Genomic DNA, 22,878 nt, shown 5'->3' with positions numbered 1-22,878 from the left:
ACCGCTAGCGAAAGGGTGATCCGTTGAGCCGCTCGGTTCTCGTCACCGGAGGAAACCGGGGCATCGGCCTCGCCATCGCCCGCGCCTTCGTCGACACCGGCGACAAGGTCGCGATCACGTACCGCTCGGGGGAGCCCCCGGCCGAGCTCACCGAGCTGGGTGTGCTGGCCGTCCGCTGCGACATCACCGACTCCGAGCAGGTGGAGAGCGCCTACAAGGAGATCGAGGAGAAGCACGGTGCGGTCGAGGTGCTGGTGGCCAACGCCGGCATCACCAAGGACACGCTGCTGATGCGCATGTCCGAGGAGGACTTCACCTCCGTCCTGGACACCAACCTCACCGGCACCTTCCGGGTGGTCAAGCGCGCCAACCGGGGCATGCTCCGGGCCAAGAAGGGCCGGGTCGTCCTGATCTCGTCGGTCGTCGGCCTGCTCGGCTCGGCGGGCCAGGCGAACTACGCCGCCTCCAAGGCCGCGCTCGTCGGCTTCGCCCGCTCCCTCTCGCGCGAGCTGGGCTCCCGTAACATCACCTTCAACGTCGTGGCCCCGGGCTTCGTGGACACGGACATGACGAAGGTGCTCACCGACGAGCAGCGCGCCGGCATCGTGTCGCAGGTCCCGCTGGGCCGCTACGCGCAGCCGGAGGAGGTCGCCGCGGCGGTGCGCTTCCTCGCGTCCGACGACGCCTCGTACATCACCGGAGCCGTCATTCCCGTTGACGGCGGATTGGGCATGGGTCACTGAACAACATGAGCGGAATTCTCGACGGCAAGCGCATCCTGATCACCGGTGTGCTGATGGAGTCCTCCATCGCCTTCCACACCGCGAAGCTGGCTCAGGAGCAGGGCGCCGAGGTCATCCTCACCGCTTTCCCGCGGCCCACGCTGACGGAGCGCATCGCCAAGAAGCTGCCCAAGCCCGCCAAGGTCATCGAGCTCGACGTCACCAACGACGAGCACCTGGGCCGCCTGGAGCAGCTGGTCCGTGACGAGCTCGGCGGCCTCGACGGCGTCGTCCACTCGATCGGCTTCGCCCCGCAGGACGCGCTCGGCGGCAACTTCCTGAACACGCCGTTCGAGTCGGTCTCCACCGCCATGCACGTGTCGGCGTTCTCGCTGAAGTCCCTGACCATGGCCTGCAAGCCGCTGTTCCCGGCGGAGGGCGCGGCCGTCGTCGGCCTCACCTTCGACGCGCAGTTCGCCTGGCCGCAGTACGACTGGATGGGCCCGGCCAAGGCCGCGCTGGAGGCCACCAGCCGCTACCTCGCCCGTGACCTGGGCAAGGAGAACGTCCGCTGCAACCTGGTCTCCGCGGGCCCGATCGGTTCCATGGCCGCCAAGTCCATCCCGGGCTTCTCCGAGCTGGCCGACGTGTGGAACCACCGCTCCCCGCTGGACTGGGACATGGCCGACCCGGAGCCGGCCGGCCGCGGCGTCGTCGCCCTGCTGTCGGACTGGTTCCCGAAGACCACCGGCGAGATCGTGCACGTCGACGGTGGCGTGCACATGATGGGCGCCTGATCGCCTGATCGCCTGATCGCCTGATCGCCTGATCGCCTGATCGCCTGATCGCGCGATTGCCCGACCTGCCGGTCGTCCGACCTGCCGGTCCCGCGGCGCTGTCGCCCGTACGGGTCAGCCCCGCGCACAGCGGTGAAGGGCCGCACCTCCTCCGGGAGGTGCGGCCCTTCGCGTTGCCGCGGCGTCCGGCCGGATCCCGGCCCGCCCCCGCGGTTACGGGCGACCCGCCTCCGCCAAGTCGATAAAAGGGGTGAATGCCTGCAAACTGACCGGGTCGGGATCTCCCCGGCGCGCTGCGGGGAGGAGGCGAGGGAGTGCGTGCGAGGCGGAGACGGACGGTAGCCCTGCTGATCACCTCGGTCGTCCTGACCGGTCTCCTGATCCCGGGAGCACTCGCGCAACCCCCCGCCGCCGATCCCGTGCGCGGCGCCGGCGGCTCGGCCCCGGGTGCCATGGAGGAGTCGCTGCGGGCCGACGCGGCCACCGTGAACGTGGCCGAACTGCCCGTGGAGCCCCCCGCCCAGCCCGCCCGCCCCTCGGCGGACGAGCTGTTCGGCGCCGACTGCCGCACCGCCATCACCGGCTCCACCGTCACCGCGTACTGCCACAACCCCTACCCGGAGACCGACCTGGTCCGGCTGCACGTCGAGTGCGACCGCTGGTGGGACCTGGACGGGGACGGCGCCCCGGTGGCCGTCGAGCCGGCCGCCCGCCTGGAGCTGACCGGCCGGTGCTGGAAAGAGGTCCGCTCGGCCTGGGTCAGCCACCAGCGGGGCTGAGCGCCGCCGCCCGCGGTGCCGCGTCACTCCTGCCGAGACAGACGAAGGGGTATCCGGCCGCCTCCGAAGCCGCAGTGTCCGCGTCCCCGCGCCGGATCGCCTCGACCAGCCGTCCGTGGTCCAGGTGCGACTGCGGGGTGAGCTCCGTACCGACGTCCCCGCGGAGCCAGTCCCGGATCAGGTCACCCAGGTCCGCGTACAGCTCGATCAGCACCTCGTTGCCGGAGGCGGCGACCACCGCCATGTGCAGGGCGTGGTCCGCCGCGATGAACCGCTCCGCGTCACCGGACCCCCACGCCTCCTCGCGGCGGGCCAGCAGCGCGTCGAGCTGTACGAGGTCCCGCTCGGTGCGCCGCTCCGCCGCCAGCCGGGCCGCCGAGGACTCCAGGGTCGACCGCAGCTCCGCGATGTGCCGGGGGTCCGCCCCCGCGAACCTGCGGTGCATCACCCCGGCCAGCTCGCTGGTGGCGAGCACATAGGTGCCCGAGCCCTGCCGGATGTCGAGCAGGCCGTTGTGCGCCAGCGCCCGCACCGCCTCGCGGACCGTGTTCCGGGCCACCCCCAGCAGCTCCACCAGTTCCGGCTCGGTGGGGATACGGCTCCCGACCGGCCACTCGCCCGAGGTGATCTGGTTCCGCAGCTGGGCGATCACCTGGTCGACCAGCGCGGAGCGCCGGGGCGAGGTCAACGGCATGAGTGGTTCCCCTTGGTCGTCTTCGTCTTGGTCGTCTTCATCATCGTCGTCTTCTTCGACGTCTTCGCCGTCGGCGTCTTCGTCACGTCTTCGTCGTCGGTGTCCGAGCGCACGACGAGGCTGGACAACCAATCATCCCATGATTCTATGATGGTTCCCATGCACGACGAAGAGACACGGACCCTCGACCGGCCCGCCACGGCCGCCGCACCCCCCACAGCCGCCCCCACCACCTCCACCGCACCCATGGACGGCCCGGCGCAGCCCGCCTGGCTCGGCCCGGTCCTCGTCATCGGCATCGTGCTCGCCGCCCTCAACCTGCGGCCCGCCGTCACCAGCCTCGGAGCCCTCTTCGAGGAGACCCGGGCCGGCCTCCACATGGGCGGCACCGTCGCCGGGCTCATCACCTCGGTCCCGGCCGTGTGCTTCGCCGTCTTCGGCATCACCGCGCCCCGGCTCTCCCGCCGCTTCGGCGCGGCCGCCGTCGTATGCGCCGGCATGGTCATGGTCGCCACCGGCCTGCTGATCCGCCCCTTCATGGACGACGCAGCGGGCTTCCTCGCCTTCAGCGCGCTCACCCTGGCCGGCATCGCGCTCACCAACGTGCTGCTCCCGGTGATCGTCAAGCGCTGGTTCCCGCACCGGCTCGGCACCATGACCGGCCTCTACTCCATGGCCCTGGCCGCCGGCACCTCCCTCGCCGCGGCCACCACCGTCCCCATGACCGAGGACCTGCTCGGCGGCGACTGGCGCACCGGCCTGATGGTCTGGGCCGGGCTCGCGCTGCTGGCCGTCCTGCCCTGGCTGCCCGTGGTCCGCGCCGACCGCCGCGCCCGGGCGGCCGGAACCGGCGACGTCCCGCCGGCCGGCGGAGCCACCCCACAGGCGGCCGGCCCGCGGGTCGTGCGCAGCCGTACCGCCTGGGCCCTGACCGGCTACTTCGGTCTCCAGGCCACCGGCGCGTACATCACCATGGGCTGGCTCCCGCAGATCTTCCGCGACGCCGGGGTCTCGGCCGGCACCGCCGGCGTGCTGCTCGCCGTCGTCATGGTGATGGGCGTCCCGCTCGCCTTCGTCATCCCCGGCGTGGCCGGCCGGCTGAAGAACCAGGGCCCCATCGCCGTCACCCTCGGCGTGTTCGGTCTCGCCGGCTACCTCGGCCTGTACCTCGCCCCCGTCGCCGGAGCGTGGGCCTGGGCCCTCCTGATCGGCGTCTCCAACTGCGCCTTCCCGCTGGTCATCACGCTGATCGGACTAAGGGCCAAGTCCCCGGCGGGTGTGGTCAGGCTGTCCGCCTTCGCCCAGTCCGCCGGCTACCTGATCTCCATCCCCGGACCGGTGCTCATCGGCACCCTCTACCAGCACAGCGGCGGCTGGGACCTGCCGCTGGCGGTGATGGCCGGCCTGCTGGTGCCGCAGATCGCGCTGGGCGTGCTGGCCGGCCGGGACCGCACGATCGAGGACGAATGCGGCATGCGAGACTGACGGGCATGCCCGTTCTCGAACCGAACCCCCAGAACAGCCACAAGAAGCTCGGCCTCCTCCTGGGCGCGATGCTCGGCGTCACCGTGCTCATCGCGATCATCGCGACGATCGCCGCTCCCTGACCGCCCCGGGATGGTGGGGCTGACCCCACCATCCCCTAGGGGGCCAGGCTCAGGGTGAACTCGGGTGTGACCCCGATGGGAACCACCGCCGTGGATCCGTAGATTCACAGGTGAGGGCGCGCGACCAGGCGCGCCCACGGCGGGGGACACCCAGGAGGCGGCGATGGCGGCACGGACCCGGCCGGCCCGCGGCAACGGCACGCAGGCCCGGCTCACCTGGTGGGGCATGGCCCTGCCCGCCCTGGCCTTCTCCCTCCTGGTCCTGCTGCTCCTCGGCGGCCCGGCCGAGGCCGGCACCACCCCCGGGACCACCGACGCCTCGGTGCTCGGGCTGCTCGCCCAGGAGATCCTCCGCCTCCTCGGCTGACCGCGTCCGCCTCCTCGGCTGACCGTGCTCGCCTCCTCGGCTGACCGCGTCCGCCCCCGCGCGGACCGCGGTCAGCCCGCCCCGGGACACCCCCGCAGGGGCGCTCCGCAGCGCATCCGCCCCTGGCGGGTGAGCTCCTTCAACACCCTGCGCCCCATGGTCGGTTTCGTGCGAAGCTGGGTTCCATGAGCGCCGACACACCCCGCAGGATCGTCCTCCTCCGGCATGCCAAGGCCGACTGGCCGCAGGTCGCCGACCACGACCGGCCGCTGGCCGACCGCGGCCGCCAGGAGGCCGCGGCCGTCGGACTGAAGCTGGCCGAGCTGGGCATCGACTTCGGCCTGGCCCTCTGCTCGACCGCCACCCGGACCCGGGAGACCTGGAAGCTCGCCGCCCAGAAGCTGCCCCACCGCCCGAAGACCGCCTACGAGGAGCGGCTCTACGAGGCTTCGCCCGGCGAGCTCATCGCCCTGCTGAACGAGACCCCCGACGAGATCTCCGACCTCCTGGTGATCGGCCACAACCCCGGGATGCACGCCCTCGCCGACATCCTGGCCGGCCGCGCCGAGGGCGACGCCCTGCAGCGGCTGACCCTCCGCGGCTTCCCGCCCGCCTCCCTGGCCGTCCTCACCTTCACCGGCTCGTGGAAGTCCGTGGAGCACGGCGTCGCCACGCTGGCCGACTTCTGGACCCCCCAGGACCACTGACACGAAAAGGCGCCCGCCGGAGCTCCGGCGGGCGCACGTCGGTGATCAGGCCGGATCGTCAGGCCAGATCGGCTGCTTCCACTTCCTCCCGGGTGATCCCCAGCAGGTACAGCACGGCGTCGAGGAAGGGCACGTTCACGGCGGTGTGCGCCGCCTCCCGCACCACGGGCTTCGCGTTGAAGGCCACACCCAGTCCCGCGGCGTTCAGCATGTCCAGATCGTTGGCCCCGTCGCCGATCGCCACCGTCTGCGCCAGCGGCACACCCGCCTCCGAGGCGAACCGGCGCAGCAGCCGGGCCTTCCCGGCCCGGTCGACGATCTCGCCGGTGACCCGGCCGGTCAGCTTCCCGTCCACGATTTCCAGCGTGTTCGCCGAGGCGAAGTCCAGCCCGAGCCGCTCCTGCAGGTCGTCCGTCACCTGCGTGAACCCGCCGGACACCACGCCCACCTGGTAACCCAGCCGCTTCAGCGTCCGCACCAGGGTCCGGGCACCGGGCGTCAGCCGGACCTCGGACCGCACCTTGTCCACGACCGAAGCGTCCAGACCCTCCAGCAGGGCCACCCGGGCGTGCAGCGACTGCTCGAAGTCCAGCTCGCCGCGCATCGCGCGGGCCGTCACCTCGGCCACCTGCTCCTCGCATCCGGCGTGGGCCGCGAACAGCTCGATGACCTCGTCCTGGATCAGCGTCGAGTCCACGTCCATCACCACCAGCCGCTGCGCCCGGCGGTGCAGACCGGCCGACACCACGGCCACGTCCACCCCGATCTGGGCGGCCTCGGTGGCCAGAGCGGTCCGCAGCGGCTCGGTCTCGGCACCCGAGACGGCGAACTCGACCGCGGTCACCGGGTACTTCGCGAGCCGGAAGATACGGTCGATGTTGCCGCCGGTCGAGGTGATCCGGGCGGCGATGGCGGCCGTCGACTCGGCGGTGAGGGGGTGGCCCAGCACGGTCACCAGGGAGCGCCCACTGCCGCGCGGCCGGTTGTCACCGGTGCCCGAGATGATCTCGGCCTGCAGCTTCAGGGACTCCGCCCAGCTGTGCACGGTGGCCCGCAGCTCGCCCTCCGAGCCGGCGGACGGCTTGGTGACGAGGGCGCACAGCACGATGCGGCCACGGGTGACCACCTGCTCGATGTCGACCACGTCGACCGAGTAGGCGGCAAGGGTGTCGAACAGCCCGGCGGTGATCCCGGGACGGTCCTTGCCGAAGATCTTGACGAGGAGGGTGGGGACGTCGAAGGTCTGCGAAGCGCTCATGGTCCGCTCACCGTATCCCCTCCGCCCGCGGAGCGGTCACCCCGTCTCACCCCTCGTCGCCCGAGCCCCCACCCATGGCCCACCGGAGCCGGCCCCGTCCGGGCGGGGGAATCTGCGGGATCAGCCCCGTCGGCCACCAGCCGAAGGGGGTCCGCGGCCGCAGGCTCCCGTTTCGGAAACGGGCGGGCCGGGGGAACCGCCCCGCAGGGTCCGGGAACCGTCAGGTCCCGAACGCCCCGTCCCACGGACCCGGCTGCGGGCATGCCGAAGCCGCTCCTCCCAACCCGGTGACGCCCAACGCCGCTTCACCGGTTCCACCGGCCGCGGTACACGGTGCGAGACGTCCCCTATCGCACTTTCCGGGTGCCTTTCCCCGGCCCCGACAAGGCCCGGATTCCACTTGTGCGCGCGGGCCTGGAATAGTTCCCCCGGATGTTCGCGATCCCTAGACTCCCTGACGCAGGGGGATTTCTCGGGGGACAACAAGTGGGGCTGGAGTGCCGGAACTCGTACTGGAATTGAACGGAAGGACCTGGACCCTCGACGCGTCCAGGTCGTACACACTGGGGCGCGACCCCCAGGGTGATGTGGTGATCGACGACGCCCGCGTCTCGTGGCGGCACGCCACCATCAGCTGGAACGGCCGGGGTTGGGCGATCGAAGACCACGGCAGCACCAACGGCACGTACGTGCGCGGGACCAGGGTCCAGCACACCGAGATCGCACCGGGCACCCCGGTGCACCTCGGCAATGCCAACGACGGCCCGCGGCTTGATTTCACCGCTGCCGCTCCGGCCGCCGCGGCCGCCGCTCCGCAGCACCACCAGGGCGCGCACCAGGCCGCCTGGCCGGGAGGGCAGCAGCAGGCCCCGCAGGCCCACGATGCCTACGCCCAGCAGGCGCCGCACCAGCAGGCCCACCACCAGTACCAGCAGCCGCAGCAGCAGGCGCAGCAGCCGCAGGCCTACCAGCAGCCGCACGTGCCCCAGCAGCAGGGCCACCGCCCCGCCGCCCAGGGCCCGGCCGCCGGCGGTCAGGGCAGTGGCTACGCCGACCGCAGCCCGACGACCTTCCACCAGATCGCCGTCGGCCGCGTGATGCGGATCGGCCGTGCCCTCGACAACGAACTGGTCGTCTCCGACCTCCAGGTCTCCCGCCACCACGCGGAGTTCCGCGCCACCGGCGGCCGCTTCGAGATCCACGACCTCGGCAGCCACAACGGCACCTACGTCAACGGCCAGGCGCTGCCCAAGTCCGGCAGCGCTCAGCTCGGCCCGAACGACATCGTCGGCGTCGGCCACTCCACCTTCCGGATCGTCGGCGACCGGCTCGAGGAGTTCGTCGACACCGGTGACGTCTCCTTCTCCGCCCGCCACCTCACGGTCACGGTCGACGGCGGCAAGCAGATCCTCAAGGACGTCACCTTCGGCGTCCCGGAGAAGTCGCTGATCGGGGTCATCGGCCCCTCCGGCTCCGGCAAGTCGACGCTGCTCAAGGCGCTCACCGGCTACCGCCCCGCGGACCAGGGCGACGTCCTCTACGACAACCGGAACCTGTACAAGCAGTTCGCCGAGCTCCGCCAGCGCATCGGCCTGGTGCCGCAGGACGACATCCTGCACAAGGAGCTGCGGGTCGCGACGGCCCTCAAGTACGCGGCCAAGCTGCGCTTCCCCGGCGACACCGCCGAGTCCGAGCGCGCCGCCCGCATCAACGAGGTGCTGCGCGAGCTCAAGCTCGACATCCACAAGGACAAGAAGATCACCGCCCTCTCCGGCGGCCAGCGCAAGCGCGTCTCGGTGGCCCTGGAGCTGCTCACCAAGCCGTCGCTGATCTTCCTGGACGAGCCGACCTCCGGCCTCGACCCGGGCATGGACCGCGACGTCATGCAGCTGCTGCGCGGCCTTGCCGACGACGGCCGCACCGTCCTGGTGGTCACCCACTCCGTGGCCGAGCTGTCCCTCTGCGACAAGCTGCTGGTGATGGCCCCGGGCGGTTCGGTCGCGTACTTCGGCCCGCCGGACGAGGCGCTGAACTTCTTCGGCTACAGCACGTGGGCGGACGTCTTCTCGGCCTTCGAGAACTACCGCGACTACGACTGGGCCGGCCGCTGGAAGGGCTCGCAGCACTACCAGCTGTACGCCGCCGACCTGGACGCGCAGGCCCCCCAGTCGGTCACCATGCCCTCGCCGCAGCAGCTGAACCCGAAGAAGGCCCAGGGCTGGGGCGACCAGCTGTGGACCCTGATGCGCCGCTACGTGTCGGTGATCGCGTCCGACAAGGGCTTCATGGGCCTGATGCTGATCCTGCCCGCCGTCCTGGGCGTGGTCTCCGTGGTGATCCCGGCCGACTTCGGCCTGGCCCCGCCGAAGCCGCCGTCCCGCTTCAACGGCGACGCCGGCACGATCATGCTGATCCTCGTGATCGGCATGTGCTTCTCGGGCGCCGCCAACTCGGTCCGTGAGTTGATCAAGGAACGGGTCATCTACGAACGCGAGCGCGCCACCGGCCTGTCCCGGTCGGCGTACCTCATGTCGAAGGTGATCGTCCTCGGCCTCATCACGGCCATCCAGGCCGTGATCATCTGCGGTATCGGCTTCGCTCCCCGCGAGCTGCCCGCAGAGGGCCTGTTCATGAACCCGGCCGTCGAGCTCTGCCTGTCGGTGATCGCCCTCGGCTTCACCTCGATGATGTTCGGCCTGGTGATCTCCTCGCTGGTGAAGACCGCCGAGAAGACCATGCCGCTGCTGGTCATGTTCGCGATCGTCCAGGTCGTGTTCACCGGCATCCTCTTCCAGGTGTACGACTCCCCGGGCCTGGAGCAGTTCGCCTGGCTCATGCCGTCCCGCTGGGCCGTCGCCGCGTCCGGCACCACCCTGGACCTGGCCCACCTCATGCCGCCGTGGGACAAGAAGGACCCCACCAACCTCGACCCGCTGTGGGAGGCCACGGCCGGCCAGTGGACGCTGGACATCGCCGTCCTGCTGCTCATGGGCGTCGCCTGCGGCTTCGCGGTCGCGCGCCTGCTGCGCCGCCACGAGCCCGAGGTCATGCGCAAGTAGGGCGGGCAGGGCCGCAGAGAGGCACACCAACGCCGCAGGGCGGCACCCGGACTCCGGGTGCCGCCCTGCGGCGCGTGGGGGTGTGCGCGGCCGTGCGGCCGGTGTCGCGGCAGTGCCGCGGGTGCTCGGTGCCCGTCGGCGGGCGCCCGTCAGTAGGCGCTGTTGACGTTGTCCATCGAGCCGTAGCGGTCGGCGGCGTAGTTGCAGGCCGCGACGATGTTGGCGACCGGGTCGTACTGGTCGAACTTGGTGCCCTTGACGTGGTACGTCTTGAAGGTCGGGGCGATGACCTGCAGCAGGCCCTTGCTGGGGATGCCGTTCTGGGCGTTGATGTCCCAGTTGTTGATCGCGCGGGGGTTACCGGAGGACTCCCGCATGATGTTGCGGTGGATGCCCTGGTAGGTGCCCGGGATGCCTTCCTTCTTCATGATCCAGAGGGCTTCCTTGATCCAGCCGTCCAGGTTGTTCGCGAAGAGCGGCTTGCGGACGATGGAGCGCGTGGCCGCCTCCTTCTCCGCGCGGGCCTTCTTCGCGGCGGCCTCGGCCTTGGCCTTGGCGTCGGCGTCGGCCTTCGCCTTGGCCTTCACGGCGAGGGCCTGCTGGGCGACGGCCTGGTCGGTGAGGCTCTTGGTGTGGGCGGCGGCCACGATCTGCTCCACGGCGACCGGGGCCGTGCTGACGGCACGGGCCTCCTCGACGCCACCGGGAACGAGGGAGAACGCGAGGGCGGCGGTGCTGAGCGCGGCGACGCCGGCGATCGACATCTTGTGAGCCTTGGTCAGACGCTTGAGACCGGCATAGCTGGACGCAGACATGGAGCACACCTTTACGAAGAGCGGGGGGCCGCAGGAAAGCGCCACGCGGATCCGGGATCCAGTGGCGCTGTGCGACGGCAGCCATTCTTAGCGGCGGCAAAATCCTGTGGCAAAGGTGTGACGTACGAAGCCGGATAGTGGATCAAGGGCCCGCGCAAGCCCTCCCATTTCGCCATGAGTCCCGCTCTGAGCGGCTCTGATGACCTCTTTACTTATCCACTACCGACCTTCGTAAGTGATGTGGGTCCTATGCGCGGGCTCACATCAGGCCCGTGACAATCTCACCGTAAGTTGCAACAGCAATGCAATCAGTGACTGTCCTCCTCCTGGAGTAGCAGATGGACGTCCCCGAACTCGTGCCAGAGGCAGAGACGGGTCAGCGCCTCGGCGTATCCGCGCTCCACCGCGGCCCTCCCGGCGACCGCCTCCAGCATCAGCAGGTGCGAGGCCGCCGGCTCGTGCAGCCCGGTCAGCAGCCCGTCCACCACCCGTACCCCCCGCTCCGGGGTCACCACCAGGTCCGTCCAGCCCCGGACCGCCCGGACCGCCCCCGAGCGGTCCGCCGCCGACTCCAGCGCCCGGACCGCCGTGGTCCCCACGGCCAGCACCCGGCCCCCTCCCGCCCTGGCCGCGTTCACCAGGCGCGCCGTGGCCTCCGGCACCTCGAAGCGTTCCGGGTACGGCGGCTCGTGCGCCTCCGCCGACGCCACCCCCGTGTGCAGGGTCAGCGGGGCGAACTGCACGCCCCGGCTCACCAGCCGCGCCACCAGCTCCGCGGTGAAGGGGCGGGCCGCGCTCGGCATCTCCGCCGAGCCCGAACCGTCCGCCGCCGGCACCGCGAACACCGTCTGGTACGCCGACAAGGGCTGGTCCCGCTCCGTATAGGCGTACCGGATCGGCCTCCCGTGCCGCCGCATCACCCCGTACACGCCCTGCGCACCCAGGACGCCCTGCGTGCCGTACGCCCCCTGCGTGCCAGGCGCCACCGGCGCGTCCTGCACCCCGTACGCCCCCCGAGCCCCGGCCTTCCACGACGGCCGCGCCCACCACAGCCGGTCCGCCCCCGGTGCCAGCGGCTCCTCCAGTACCAGCCGCAGCCCGTCCGGCAGGCCCACCACCGTCCCCGCGGGGCCGCCGGGCCGGGGCCGGGTGGTGCCCGAGCCGTCCCGCTCCCTGAGCTCCACCGCCCACCGGCCGTCGTCGCCGCGCGTCGAGAAGTGCACGACGACCGGCTCCCCGCCGGCCCCACCGCCCCCGCCGGCCACCCGCCCGTCCACCGCCGCCGCAAGGGTGGCCGAGGTGTTCACCACCAGGACGTCCCCCGCCCGCAGCAGCCCCGGCAGCTCACCGAAGGCCCGCAGCGACACCTCCGTCCCCCTGGACACCAGCAGCCGTACGGCGTCCCGCCCCAGCCCCGGCCCCCGCTGCTCCGGCGGCACCCGAGCAGAAAGCTCCGGTGGAATGTCCTTTATATAGGGAGAGCAGATCGTATGAGAGGAATGCTCCCTATAAGGGGCGTGCGCCGTCACTTCGGCACCCCCGCCGCGAGCCCCTCGGCCGTGTACCGCCCGCTCGGCAGCCCCTCCTCCACCAGCCGCAGCAGCGCCGGCGCCACCTCCTCGGGCGTCGGGAGCGCCGCCAGATCCTCCTCCGGCTCCGCCGCCGCCATCATCCGCGTCGCCATCGACCCCGGATCGGCCCACCACACCCGCAGCCCCGGCTCCTCCGCCGCCAGCGCCCCCGACAGCAGGTCCACCCCCGCCTTGGTCGCCCCGTACGCCCCCCACGTCGCGTACGCCACGACCGCCGCGTCCGAGCTGAGGTTGAGCACCGCGCCCCGCCCCGAGGCCCGCAGCAGCGGCAGCGCCTCCTGCACCAGACCCAGCGGCGCCACCAGGTTGACCTCCAGCGCCCGCCGGAAACCCTCCAGAGGCTGCTCCGCCAGCGGCACCAGCGGCTCCGCCCCCAGCACCGCCGCGTTGTTCACCAGCAGGTCCAGCCCGCCCAGCTCCCGCGCCGCCGCCACCAGCCCGGCCCGGTGCGCAGCCGAGGTCACGTCCCCGGCCACCGCCACCACCCGAACCCCCGCACCCGCCCGGTCCACGAGCTCCACGGCATCCCCCAGGGCGGTCGCGTCCCGCGCCCCCACCACCACGTCCCAGCCGCGCCCCGCCAGCTGCCGGGCCAGGGCCCGGCCCAGCCCCCGCGAAGCCCCCGTCACGATCGCCACCGCCATGGCCGCTCCCGCCTTCCCTGTGTCCGTCCGGATCGTCCGTCCGGATCGATGCCCCCAACCTAGGAACGGGACGGCCTCCGGCACCTCGGCCGACGGGACCGGTCCCGCCCCGCCCTTCGCCCTACCCCCGGCGCCGGCAGGACCTAGGGCTCCAGCCCGATCCCGCAGGTCAGCCGCGCCGGTACGGTGATCACATGCACAACGGACCGGAACGCACGGGCCTGGCCGCCGTCAGCAGCGCGCTGCTCGCCATGAGCCGCCGGCTGGAGGTCCGCGACGTCCTCCACACGATCGTGGTGTCGGCCCGGGAGCTCCTCGGCGCGGAGTACGCGGCCCTCGGCGTCCCCGACGACCACGGCGGCTTCGCCCAGTTCGTCGTCGACGGCATCAGCGACGAGCAGTGGCGCCGCATCGGCCCGCTGCCCCGCCAGCACGGCATCCTCGCCTCGATGCTCCACTCGCCCGGCGTCGAGCGGCTGGCCGACGTGCGGCAGGACCCGCGCTTCGAGGGCTGGCCCTCCGCCCACCCCGAGATGTCCGACTTCCTCGGCCTGCCGATCCGCGACGGCGACGAGATCCTCGGCGCCCTCTTCCTCGCCAACAAGCAGTGCCCCCGCCCCGGCGGCGGATGCGGCTTCACCGAGGCGGACGAGACGGTCCTCGGCATCCTCGCCCAGCACGCCGCCATCGCCCTGACCAACGCCCGCCTCTACGAGCGCAGCCGCGAGCTCACCATCGCCGAGGAGCGCTCCCGGCTGGCCCACGAGCTGCACGACGCGGTCGCCCAGAAGCTGTTCTCCCTCCGGCTCACCGCCCAGGCCGCCGCCGCCCTCGTCGACCGCGACCCGGCCCGCGCCAAGGAGGAACTCCACCAGGTCGCCGTGCTCGCCGCCGAAGCGGCCGACGAGCTCCGCGCCGCCGTGGTCGAGCTCCGCCCCGCCGCCCTCGACGAGGACGGGCTCGTCGCCACCCTCCGCAACCAGGTCCGGGTCCTCGACCGCGCGCACCGCGCCCGCGTCCTCTTCAGCAGCGAAGGCGTGAAGGCCCTGCCCCGCACCCAGGAGGAGGCCCTGCTCCGGGTCGCGCAGGAGGCCCTGCACAACGCCCTGCGGCACGCGGACGCCCGGCGGGTGTCCGTCACCCTCACCCGGGACGGCGCCGGCCGCGTCGTCCTCAAGGTCAGCGACGACGGCACCGGCTTCGACCCCAAGGCGGTCCGCCGGGCCGGCCGCCACCTCGGGCTGGTCTCCATGCGCGACCGGGCGAGCGGAGCCGGGGGCCGCCTCACCGTGCACTCCGAGCCCGGTGCGGGCACCACGATCGAGATGGAGGTCCCGGGTGTCTGACGACCCGAACCGGATCAGGGTCCTGCTGGTCGACGACCACCAGGTGGTGCGCCGTGGACTGCGCACCTTCCTGGAGATCCAGGACGACATCGACGTGGTCGGCGAGGCGGCGGACGGACAGGCCGGCATCGACCGCGCCGAGGAGCTCCGGCCGGACGTGATCCTTATGGACATCAAAATGCCCGGCCTGGACGGCATCGACGCCCTGCGGCGGCTGCGCGAGCTCGGCAATCCGGCCCGCGTCCTGATCGTCACCAGCTTCACCGAGCAGCGGACCGTGGTCCCCGCGCTCCGCGCCGGCGCCGCCGGATACGTCTACAAGGACATCGACCCCGACGCCCTGGCCGCAGCCATCCGCTCCGTCCACGCCGGCCACGTGCTGCTCCAGCCCGAGGTCGCGCTCACCCTGCTCTCCGAGGACGAGCAGCCGCCCGCCCCGACCCGCGGCTCCACCCTCACCGACCGCGAACGCGAGGTCCTCGCGCTGATCGCGGACGGCCGCTCCAACCGGGAGATCGCCCGCGCCCTGGTGCTCTCCGAGAAGACGGTCAAGACCCACGTCTCGAACATCCTCATGAAGCTCGACCTGGCGGACCGGACCCAGGCCGCGCTCTGGGCCGTCCGCACGGGCAATGCTGCGGACTGAGATTCATACCGTCGGGTGTATGTAGCCCACATGGCGTATCCCCGCCGGGGGCCCGGCGTTCTCCATGGCGTGTCGCGGCGGACGGCCGCGGCGAACGCTCATGGAGGCTTTGAAAGTGAAGAACCTGAAGAAGGCCGCTGCCGTCACCGCGATCGCCGGCGGCCTGGTCGCCGCCGCCGCCGGTGTCTCCGCGGCCCACGGCGGTGCGCAGGCCGACGGCCAGGCCGCCGGTTCCCCCGGCGTCGCCTCCGGCAACCTGCTGCAGGTCCCCGTGCACGTGCCGGTGAACGTGGTCGGCAACTCCGTCAGCGTGATCGGCCTGCTCAACGGCGCCTGGGGCAACACCGCCGTCAACGACTGACGCCCCCGCCGGCAGCCCGCCGCCCCGCGCGGCCGTCCGTCCGGCCCCGGCCCCGCCTCCCACAGACTCTCCCCGGGAGGCGGGGCCGGCCCGTCTCCCCGTACGACCCCGGCCCCTGCCCCGGCCTGATCCGAACGACGCCCGCTAGCCGCGCCCGCGCTGCTGCTCCTCCACGTACGCGTTGTACGCCGCCACCTGCGCCCGCCGGGCCACCCGCTCCACCGGCCGCAGCGCGAACGCCCGCGCCTGCATCTCCGAGGCCGACACCGCCCCGCCGTGCCCGTGCTCGTACGCCATCCCCACCAGCAGCCCGATCCGCTGCGCCAGCTCCAGCACCCGCACCGCCCGCGGCGGATACCCCGGAGCCAGCACCTCGCGGCCCGCCTCCGACCTCGCCCGGTACGCGTCCAGCGCCCGCTCCGCCACCGGACCCGAGGCCGCCACGTCCAGCCGGGTCAGCGTCACCGTCGCCTCCCGCAGCGCCTCCGCCAGCTCCCGCTCCGCCTCGCCCAGCGAAGGCACGTCCGCCGGCGGTGCCTCCCGTACCGGCAGGCACTCCCACAGCACCGACACGTGCACATCACCCTCGGGCCCGGCCTCGGACACCGCGGGCACCAGGCCGAACGAGGCCCCCGTGCACACCACCGCCTCCTCCGCCTCCAGCGCCTTCGCGTTGAACTCCGGCGGACCGCTCAGCCCCAGCGGATGCCCCGGAGCCGGCAGCGCCACCCTCAGCCCCGACACCCCCATCGCCCGCAGCCGCCCCAGCGCCAGCGTCAGACCCACCGGCCCCGCCTCACCCGGCAGCCCCGACACCCGGTGCACCGAGTCCTCGCCCACGATCGACAGCGCCGCCTCGTCGGGCGAGACCAGACCGGCCAGCAGTGCGTTCCCCCAGGCGGCCAGCCGCCCTGAACGTGGTTCGATCAGCATCCCCCCACCTTACGGACCTCACGAGTGGCGTAGGTTTTCCCTGGGGCTGCGCCCACCGGCGCGGTGAGACCAAGACTGCAAGGGGAGACAACAACCTCATGAGCGACGTTCTGGAGCTGGTGGACGTATCCGTGGTCCGCGAGGGCCGGGCTCTGGTGGACCAGATCTCCTGGTCGGTCAAGGAGGGGGAGCGCTGGGTGATCCTCGGGCCGAACGGCGCCGGGAAGACCACCCTGCTCAACGTCGCCTCCAGCTACCTCTACCCCACCAAGGGCACCAGCACCATCCTCGGCTCCACCCTCGGCAAGGTCGACGTCTTCGAGCTGCGCCCGCGCATCGGCATGGCCGGCATCGCCATGGCCGACAAGCTGCCCAAGCGCCAGACGGTCCTGCAGACCGTCCTCACCGCCGCCTACGGCATGACGGCCACCTGGCACGAGGAGTACGAGGAGGTCGACGAGCAGCGCGCCCGCGCCTTCCTCGACCGCCTCGGCATGACCCCCTACCTCGACCGCAAGTTCGGCACCCTCTCCGAGGGCGAGCGCAAGCGCACCCTGATCGCCCGCGCCCTGATGACCGACCCCGAGCTGCTGCTCCTCGACGAGCCCGCCGCCGGCCTCGACCTCGGCGGCCGCGAGGACCTCGTACGGCGCCTCGGCCGGCTCGCCCGCGACCCGCTGGCCCCCTCCATGATCATGGTGACCCACCACGTCGAGGAGATCGCGCCCGGCTTTACCCACGTGCTCATGATCCGCCAGGGCAAGATCGTCACGGCCGGCCCCATCGACCTCGAACTGACCTCCCGAAACCTCTCCCTGTGCTTCGGGCTCCCGCTCGTCGTCGAGCGCAACGAACACGACCGCTGGACCGCCCAGGGCCTGCCCCTGCGCTGACGCGCCGACGCGCGGACGCCACCGCACAGGTGCCGGCACCCCGTGCCGGCACCCAGGCTCCGATACGTCAGAAACCGTCCCCCGCACGCCGGTTCACCCCGCCCGGGAACCCCGTACCCTGTCCCGACCGCGCCCGGGCGACCTACCATGACCATGTGGACATCGACGCATGGGTGTGGTGGCTCATCGGCGCGGTCGGACTCGGCATCCCGCTGGTCCTCACCGCCATGCCGGAATTCGGCATGTTCGCGGTCGGCGCCGTCGCCGCCGCCGTCACGGCCGCCCTCGGCGGCGGCCCCGTCGCACAGGTCCTCGTCTTCGTGATCGTGTCGGTCGCGCTCCTCGCCGTCGTCCGCCCGATCGCCAACCGGCACCGCGACCAACGCCCGCAGCACCGCAGCGGAATCGACGCGCTGAAGGGCAGGAGCGCCGTCGTCCTGGAGCGGGTGGACGGCACCGGAGGGCGCATCAAACTCGCCGGCGAGATCTGGTCCGCCCGCAGCCTCGACCCGGGGCTCAGCTACGAACCAGGCCTCCAGGTCGACGTGGTCGAGATCGACGGCGCCACCGCCGTCGTCATGTAACAGACAGCCAGAAGGGCACGGGGAACCGCATGCAACCGATCATCATCGTCCTGGTCATTCTGGTGGTGCTGGTCTTCATCGCACTGGTCAAGACGATCCAGGTGATCCCGCAGGCCAGCGCCGCCATCGTGGAACGGTTCGGGCGCTACACCCGCACCCTCAACGCGGGACTCAACATCGTCGTCCCGTTCATCGACTCGATCCGCAACCGGATCGACCTCCGCGAACAGGTCGTCCCGTTCCCGCCGCAGCCGGTCATCACCCAGGACAACCTGGTCGTCAACATCGACACCGTCATCTACTACCAGGTGACCGACGCCCGCGCCGCGACCTACGAGGTCGCCAGCTACATCCAGGCCATCGAACAGCTCACCGTCACCACCCTCCGCAACATCATCGGCGGCATGGACCTGGAACGGACCCTGACCTCCCGCGAGGAGATCAACGCGGCCCTGCGCGGCGTGCTCGACGAGGCCACCGGCAAGTGGGGCATCCGCGTCAACCGCGTCGAGCTCAAGGCCATCGACCCGCCGACCTCCATCCAGGACTCGATGGAGAAGCAGATGCGCGCCGACCGTGACAAGCGCGCCTCCATCCTCCAGGCCGAAGGCGTCCGCCAGTCCGAGATCCTCAAGGCCGAGGGCGAGAAGCAGTCCGCGATCCTCCGCGCCGAGGGCGAGGCCAAGGCCGCCGCCCTGCGCGCCGAGGGCGAGGCCCAGGCCGTCCGCACGGTCTTCGAGGCGATCCACGCCGGAGACCCGGACCAGAAGCTCCTCTCCTACCAGTACCTCCAGATGCTCCCGAAGATCGCCGAAGGCGACGCCAACAAGCTCTGGATCGTGCCCAGCGAGATCGGCGACGCCCTCAAGGGCCTCTCCGGAGCCCTCGGCAACTTCGGCCCGACGGGCGGCGGTTCGGCCTCGCTCCCCAAGCAGGCGGGCGCACCCGGCGACACCGGCGGGCGCCGCGAACAGCCCCCCATCGACTGACCCGGCCGACCGCTCCGGGATGATCGGTGAGGCCCCTCGACCCTCACGGCGGGGAGGCGACTCACTGATCCGAAGGAGATGGCCTTGTCCATCCACGACTCCCTCTGGGAATCCGTCGCGGTCTTCGCAGCCGGCATCGGCGCCGGCACGATCAACACCATCGTCGGCTCCGGCACCCTGATCACCTTCCCGGTGCTGCTCGCCACCGGACTGCCACCGGTCACCGCCAACGTCTCCAACACCCTGGGCCTGGTCCCCGGATCCATAAGCGGTGCCATCGGCTACCGCAAGGAACTCCGGGGCCAGGGCCGCCGGGTACGCCGCCTGGCCGCCACCACCCTCGTCGGCGGACTGACCGGTGCCATCCTGCTCATCACCCTGCCCAGCGAGTCCTTCGACACCATCGTCCCGGTCCTCATCGGACTCGCCCTGGTCCTCGTCATCTTCCAGCCCAGGCTCGCCAAGGCACTCCGCGAACGCCAGGAGACCACCGGCGCCGGCGCGGGCGACCCCGACGGCGGCCCCGCCCTGCACGCCGGCATGCTGCTCGCCAGCGCCTACGGCGGCTACTTCGGCGCCGCCCAGGGCGTGCTCTACATCGGCCTGATGGGCCTGCTCCTCCACGACGACCTGCAGCGGATCAACGCCGTCAAGAACGTGCTCGCCGCCCTCGTCAACGGCATCGCCGCCCTCTTCTTCCTCTTCGTCGCCGACTTCGACTGGACCGCCGTGGTGCTCATCGCCGTCGGCTCCACCCTCGGCGGCCAGATCGGCGCCAAGATCGGCCGCCGCCTCCCGCCGACCGCGCTCCGCGCCGTCATCGTCGTGGTCGGCCTCGTCGCGATCGCCCAGCTGCTGCTCCGCTGACCGCCGGACGCCCTCCCACCGGCCCCGCGTACGCCGTGGGCCCGCCCCGCCGCAGCGGAACGGGCCCACGAAGAAGAGGAACGGAACAGAAGGATCAGGCGGACCGGGGGAGCCAGTCCGGCAACGCGTCCCGCCCGCCCAGCCCCAGCGCGGCGACCAGCGCGTCCGCCGGAGTCGGCACGAACGGTTTGCGCAGCAGCGGCATCCCGGCCTCCTCCGGAGTCCGGGCCGCCTTCCGGTGGTTGTCCTCGGCGCACGACGCCACCGTGTTCAACCAGGTGTCCCCACCACCCTGCGCCTTCGGCAGTACGTGGTCCACCGTGGTGGCCCGCTTCCCGCAGTACGCGCACCGGTTCTGGTCCCGGACCAGCACACCCCTCCGCGACCACGGAGCATGTCTTCGGAACGGCACCCTCACGTACCTGCACAACCTGATCACCCGGGGCATCGGAAGATCCAGCGCGGCCGCACGCACACGGAGTTCGGGATGCGACTGCTCGACGACGGCCTTGTCCTGCAGCACCAGAACGACGGCCCGGTTCAGCGTCACCGTCGACAGCGGCTCGAAGCTCGCGTTCAGCACCAGCGTGTCCCGCATCTCGCCCACCTCCCGTGTGCAGGCCCGCACCCCTTTGGCAGCAAGGCCCGGCACCACTCTGGACGCGCACGCCACGCGGGACAACGCATTAAAAATGCCCGGTCCCGGCCGCCTTTAGACCAGGACCGGGCAAACACCCGGCGAACGATCAGTCCGCGGCCGGAGCCTCGTACTCACCCACCAGCTGAGCGCGCCCGAGCGTGTGGAAGCGCAGATTGAACCCGACGGCCGCAGGAGACGCGTCCGCGTCCGGACCCAGCTTCTCCCGGTCCACCGCGTAGACGGTGAACACGTACCGGTGCCGCTCGCCGGCCGGCGGAGCCGCCCCGCCGAAGTCCTTCGACCCGTAGTCGTTCCGCGCGTGCACCGCACCGGGCGGCAGACCGCCGTACGTGCCGCTGCCCGCCCCGGCCGGCAGCTCGGTCACCGACGCCGGGATGTCGAACAGCACCCAGTGCCAGAACCCGCTGCCCGTCGGCGCGTCGGGATCGAAGCACGTCACGGCGAAGCTCCCGGTCCCCTCCGGGAACCCCTCCCACCGCAGGTGCGGAGAGACGTCCCCGCCCGACTTCACCTGCGCGTCACCGAGATCGGCGCCCGGCGCCAGATCGGTGCTCATCACCGTGAACTCGTGCACCTCGGGGTGGAAATCGTGCGGCAGCGGCGGCCTCTTCGGCTCGGACACGACGGAAACCTCCTGGTGTGATCGGAAACCTTCCGCAAGGGAGCTTAGGGCCGGACGCAGACGAGGGGGCCGGATCGCTCGGCGACCCGGCCCCCTCTTCCCACTTCTCCCGCTCCCTACGGCAACGGTCAGAACCAGTTGCGCTGCGAGCCCACCGAAGCGATCCACTGGTTCAGGTAGCCCGCCCAGTCGGTGCCCTGGAAGTTGTGCAGGTCGACCTGGAAGCAGCGGTAGGTGTCGCTGCCCTCGGAGAACAGACCCGGCTTCTTGTCCATCTCCAGCACGACGTCCATCTGCCGCCCGTCGGAGACGAAGGTCAGCTCGACCTGGTTCAGCCCGCGGTACTGCTGCGGCGGCAGGAACTCGATCTCCTGGTAGAAGGGCAGCTGCTGCCGGGTGCCCCGGATGTGGCCGCGCTCCATGTCCGCGCTGCGGAACCGGAAGCCCAGCTGCCCGAACGCGTCCAGGATCGCCTGCTGCGCCGGCACCGGGTGCACGTTGATCGGGTCCAGGTCGCCGGCGTCCACCGCCCGCGCGATCTCCAGCTCGGTGCTCACCCCGATGTTCATGCCGTGCAGGTGCTGCCCGGCGAAGTGGGTGATCGGCGTCTCCCAGGGGATCTCCAGCCCGAACGGCACCACGTGCTGCGCGCCGGCCTGCACGGTGAAGGCCCCGCCGAGCCGCTGCTTGCTGAAGACGATGTCCTGCTTGTACTCCTGGTCGCCGCCCTCGACCTCCACACGGGCCTGCAGCCCGACCGACAGCCCCTCGATCTGCTGGTCGACGGAACCGCCCTGGATCCGGACCTCACCCTGCACGACCCCGCCCGGCACCACGTTCGGCTCGGTGATGACCGTGTCCACCGAGGCCCCGCCCGCACCCAGGCTCGCCAGCAGCTTCCTGAACCCCATCGAATCTCTCCCTGCGCTTGCGCTCTATACGTGCGACTACCTCTTACTTACGCGGAACCTTAGAGCCCGGTTGCAGCTCCACGGAGTCCACTACGCTCGACCGGATGAGCGCGCGCCCCGACCGTACGCCCCTGACCCGCGACTTCTACGACCGCCCGGCCCTCACCGTCGCCCCCGACCTCCTCGGCCGGATCCTGGTCCGGCGCACTGCGGAGGGCCCCATCGAGCTCCGCATCACCGAGGTGGAGGCGTACGAGGGCCAGGCCGACCCGGGCTCCCACGCCTACCGGGGCCGCACCGCCCGGAACGCTTCCATGTTCGGCCCGCCCGGACACGCGTACGTTTACTTCATCTACGGCATGTGGTTCAGCCTGAACTTGGTGTGCGGCCCGGAGCACACCGCGAGCGGTGTCCTGCTGCGGGCGGGGGAGATCACGGTGGGCGCCGACCTGGCCGCCAAACGTCGGCTTTCCGCCAAACAGGCGAGGGAACTGGCCAAAGGCCCGGCCCGCCTGGCGGCCGCCCTGGACGTGGACCGCTCCCTCGACGGAACGGACCTCTGCGCGGGACCCGACTCCCCTCTCTCCGTACTCACCGGCACCCCCACCCCGCCCGACCTGGTGAGCATCGGACCGCGCACCGGAGTGAGCGGAGACGGAGCAGACCACCCGTACCGGTTCTGGATCACCCACGACCCCACGGTGAGTCCTTATCGCGCCCATACGCCGCGCCGCCGTTCAACTTGACCCGGTCTTGGGCGACGCGTAATGTAGCCCGAGCCGCTTGAGACGGGACTGCTGAAACAGTCACCGAGAGCGGCCAACCCACTACCTGCGACACACCCCTGGCGGGGTCGATTTCGGCGTGCCCGAATTCGAAACCGGCGGCTCGATTATGAACCGCAAGGGAAATCCGCTAGCGTAGTGGTCACGCCGGAAGGGAAAAGCGCGAAAGCGCCGGAACCGGAAAGCGCCGAGGAAATCGGGTCCGAAAAGATCTGATAGAGTCGGAAACGCAAGAACGA

26 protein-coding genes are annotated in these 22,878 nt (G+C 71.6%); 16 read left to right on the top strand and 10 right to left on the bottom strand.

From position 1 onward, the window contains the following. Positions 1-23: 23 nt before the first annotated feature. The 3 genes from fabG to AB0O36_RS20635 all read left to right on the top strand — a co-directional run bounded on the left by fabG (position 24) and on the right by AB0O36_RS20635 (position 2,298). Complete coding sequence (gene fabG / locus AB0O36_RS20645; RefSeq protein WP_365112306.1) at positions 24-743, top strand: 3-oxoacyl-[acyl-carrier-protein] reductase; 720 nt, start codon at positions 24-26, stop codon at positions 741-743. A gap of 5 nt (positions 744-748) precedes the next feature. Next, positions 749-1,519: an enoyl-ACP reductase FabI gene (gene fabI / locus AB0O36_RS20640; protein ID WP_365112303.1), complete on the top strand. Its 771-nt coding sequence runs from the start codon at positions 749-751 to the stop codon at positions 1,517-1,519. A 314-nt stretch (positions 1,520-1,833) separates the two neighbouring features. Beyond that, positions 1,834-2,298: a hypothetical protein gene (locus tag AB0O36_RS20635; protein ID WP_365112300.1), complete on the top strand. Its 465-nt coding sequence runs from the start codon at positions 1,834-1,836 to the stop codon at positions 2,296-2,298. Here the strand turns inward: AB0O36_RS20635 and AB0O36_RS20630 are convergent. Both AB0O36_RS20630 and AB0O36_RS20625 read right to left on the bottom strand, forming a co-directional pair. Further along, the gene (locus AB0O36_RS20630) at positions 2,279-2,992 is read right to left on the bottom strand and encodes a FadR/GntR family transcriptional regulator (RefSeq protein WP_365112297.1); all 714 of its coding nucleotides are present in this window, start codon (positions 2,990-2,992) and stop codon (positions 2,279-2,281) included. The two genes, AB0O36_RS20635 and AB0O36_RS20630, sit on opposite strands and share 20 nt — an antisense overlap. Continuing rightward, the gene (locus tag AB0O36_RS20625; RefSeq protein ID WP_365112294.1) at positions 2,983-3,120 is read right to left on the bottom strand and encodes a hypothetical protein; all 138 of its coding nucleotides are present in this window, start codon (positions 3,118-3,120) and stop codon (positions 2,983-2,985) included. Before AB0O36_RS20625 ends, AB0O36_RS20630 begins: the two co-directional genes overlap by 10 nt. A 31-nt stretch (positions 3,121-3,151) precedes the next feature. On the opposite strand from AB0O36_RS20625, the gene AB0O36_RS20620 reads away from it, so the two are divergent. From AB0O36_RS20620 to AB0O36_RS20605, 4 genes are all read left to right on the top strand, one after another. Further along, positions 3,152-4,477, top strand: a complete 1,326-nt coding sequence (locus AB0O36_RS20620) for an MFS transporter (RefSeq protein WP_365112291.1) — start codon at positions 3,152-3,154, stop codon at positions 4,475-4,477. A 5-nt stretch (positions 4,478-4,482) separates the two neighbouring features. Beyond that, a complete protein-coding gene (locus tag AB0O36_RS20615; RefSeq protein WP_365112289.1) occupies positions 4,483-4,599 on the top strand; it encodes an SGM_5486 family transporter-associated protein in 117 nt (38 codons plus the stop codon). Between the two features lie 163 nt (positions 4,600-4,762). Continuing rightward, entirely contained in the window at positions 4,763-4,966 is a 204-nt protein-coding gene (locus AB0O36_RS20610) for a hypothetical protein (protein ID WP_365112286.1), read from the top strand. Positions 4,967-5,151: 185 nt separating this feature from the next. Next, positions 5,152-5,673: a histidine phosphatase family protein gene (locus tag AB0O36_RS20605; RefSeq protein WP_365112283.1), complete on the top strand. Its 522-nt coding sequence runs from the start codon at positions 5,152-5,154 to the stop codon at positions 5,671-5,673. A 58-nt stretch (positions 5,674-5,731) separates the two neighbouring features. Here AB0O36_RS20605 and serB read toward each other — a convergent pair whose 3' ends face one another. Then, positions 5,732-6,931 (bottom strand): phosphoserine phosphatase SerB, encoded by a 1,200-nt coding sequence (gene serB / locus AB0O36_RS20600; protein WP_365112280.1) that lies wholly within the window; start codon positions 6,929-6,931, stop codon positions 5,732-5,734. 497 nt (positions 6,932-7,428) lie between these two features. On the opposite strand from serB, the gene AB0O36_RS20595 reads away from it, so the two are divergent. Further along, positions 7,429-9,990, top strand: a complete 2,562-nt coding sequence (locus tag AB0O36_RS20595) for an FHA domain-containing protein (protein WP_365112276.1) — start codon at positions 7,429-7,431, stop codon at positions 9,988-9,990. A 149-nt stretch (positions 9,991-10,139) separates the two neighbouring features. On the opposite strand, the gene AB0O36_RS20590 is transcribed toward AB0O36_RS20595, so the two are convergent. The 3 genes from AB0O36_RS20590 to AB0O36_RS20580 all read right to left on the bottom strand — a co-directional run bounded on the left by AB0O36_RS20590 (position 10,140) and on the right by AB0O36_RS20580 (position 13,041). Then, positions 10,140-10,805 (bottom strand): transglycosylase SLT domain-containing protein, encoded by a 666-nt coding sequence (locus AB0O36_RS20590; RefSeq protein ID WP_365112273.1) that lies wholly within the window; start codon positions 10,803-10,805, stop codon positions 10,140-10,142. Positions 10,806-11,113: 308 nt separating this feature from the next. Continuing rightward, positions 11,114-12,292, bottom strand: coding sequence for an S-adenosylmethionine:tRNA ribosyltransferase-isomerase (locus AB0O36_RS20585; RefSeq protein WP_365112641.1), 1,179 nt, complete (start codon positions 12,290-12,292; stop codon positions 11,114-11,116). A 38-nt stretch (positions 12,293-12,330) separates the two neighbouring features. Continuing rightward, positions 12,331-13,041 carry an SDR family oxidoreductase gene (locus tag AB0O36_RS20580; protein ID WP_365112270.1) on the bottom strand — a complete coding sequence of 237 codons (711 nt, stop codon included), beginning with the start codon at positions 13,039-13,041 and terminating at the stop codon, positions 12,331-12,333. Positions 13,042-13,235: 194 nt separating this feature from the next. On the opposite strand from AB0O36_RS20580, the gene AB0O36_RS20575 reads away from it, so the two are divergent. The 3 genes from AB0O36_RS20575 to AB0O36_RS20565 all read left to right on the top strand — a co-directional run bounded on the left by AB0O36_RS20575 (position 13,236) and on the right by AB0O36_RS20565 (position 15,394). Next, entirely contained in the window at positions 13,236-14,387 is a 1,152-nt protein-coding gene (locus AB0O36_RS20575) for a GAF domain-containing sensor histidine kinase (RefSeq protein ID WP_365112267.1), read from the top strand. After that, a complete protein-coding gene (locus AB0O36_RS20570; protein WP_365112264.1) occupies positions 14,380-15,033 on the top strand; it encodes a response regulator transcription factor in 654 nt (217 codons plus the stop codon). Before AB0O36_RS20575 ends, AB0O36_RS20570 begins: the two co-directional genes overlap by 8 nt. 115 nt (positions 15,034-15,148) lie before the next feature. Next, the gene (locus AB0O36_RS20565) at positions 15,149-15,394 is read left to right on the top strand and encodes a chaplin family protein (protein ID WP_365112261.1); all 246 of its coding nucleotides are present in this window, start codon (positions 15,149-15,151) and stop codon (positions 15,392-15,394) included. A gap of 144 nt (positions 15,395-15,538) precedes the next feature. On the opposite strand, the gene AB0O36_RS20560 is transcribed toward AB0O36_RS20565, so the two are convergent. Then, positions 15,539-16,327 carry a hypothetical protein gene (locus tag AB0O36_RS20560; RefSeq protein WP_365112258.1) on the bottom strand — a complete coding sequence of 263 codons (789 nt, stop codon included), beginning with the start codon at positions 16,325-16,327 and terminating at the stop codon, positions 15,539-15,541. A 98-nt stretch (positions 16,328-16,425) separates the two neighbouring features. Here AB0O36_RS20560 and AB0O36_RS20555 point away from each other — a divergent pair, with 98 nt between their 5' ends. The 4 genes from AB0O36_RS20555 (at position 16,426) to AB0O36_RS20540 (ending at position 19,660) form a co-directional block, all read left to right on the top strand. After that, on the top strand, positions 16,426-17,220 hold the full coding sequence (locus tag AB0O36_RS20555) for an ABC transporter ATP-binding protein (protein WP_365112255.1): 795 nt from the start codon (positions 16,426-16,428) through the stop codon (positions 17,218-17,220). A 155-nt stretch (positions 17,221-17,375) separates the two neighbouring features. Beyond that, a complete protein-coding gene (locus AB0O36_RS20550) occupies positions 17,376-17,804 on the top strand; it encodes an NfeD family protein (protein WP_365112252.1) in 429 nt (142 codons plus the stop codon). A gap of 29 nt (positions 17,805-17,833) precedes the next feature. After that, on the top strand, positions 17,834-18,793 hold the full coding sequence (locus AB0O36_RS20545) for an SPFH domain-containing protein (protein WP_365112249.1): 960 nt from the start codon (positions 17,834-17,836) through the stop codon (positions 18,791-18,793). 78 nt (positions 18,794-18,871) lie between these two features. After that, positions 18,872-19,660, top strand: a complete 789-nt coding sequence (locus AB0O36_RS20540; protein WP_365112246.1) for a sulfite exporter TauE/SafE family protein — start codon at positions 18,872-18,874, stop codon at positions 19,658-19,660. Between the two features lie 94 nt (positions 19,661-19,754). On the opposite strand, the gene AB0O36_RS20535 is transcribed toward AB0O36_RS20540, so the two are convergent. The 3 genes from AB0O36_RS20535 to AB0O36_RS20525 form a co-directional block, all read right to left on the bottom strand. Then, complete coding sequence (locus tag AB0O36_RS20535) at positions 19,755-20,258, bottom strand: HNH endonuclease (protein ID WP_365112243.1); 504 nt, start codon at positions 20,256-20,258, stop codon at positions 19,755-19,757. 148 nt (positions 20,259-20,406) lie between these two features. Further along, entirely contained in the window at positions 20,407-20,943 is a 537-nt protein-coding gene (locus AB0O36_RS20530) for a YbhB/YbcL family Raf kinase inhibitor-like protein (RefSeq protein ID WP_365112240.1), read from the bottom strand. Between the two features lie 128 nt (positions 20,944-21,071). Beyond that, complete coding sequence (locus AB0O36_RS20525) at positions 21,072-21,854, bottom strand: sporulation protein (RefSeq protein ID WP_365112237.1); 783 nt, start codon at positions 21,852-21,854, stop codon at positions 21,072-21,074. Positions 21,855-21,958: 104 nt separating this feature from the next. On the opposite strand from AB0O36_RS20525, the gene AB0O36_RS20520 reads away from it, so the two are divergent. Further along, positions 21,959-22,600, top strand: coding sequence for a DNA-3-methyladenine glycosylase (locus AB0O36_RS20520; protein ID WP_365112234.1), 642 nt, complete (start codon positions 21,959-21,961; stop codon positions 22,598-22,600). Positions 22,601-22,878 lie beyond the last annotated feature (278 nt).

This window comes from Streptomyces sp. NPDC089799, assembly GCF_040684755.1.
In the GTDB taxonomy this organism is placed as follows: Bacteria; Actinomycetota; Actinomycetes; order Streptomycetales; family Streptomycetaceae; genus Streptomyces.
This window is presented reverse-complemented; position numbering and strand designations above follow the sequence as displayed.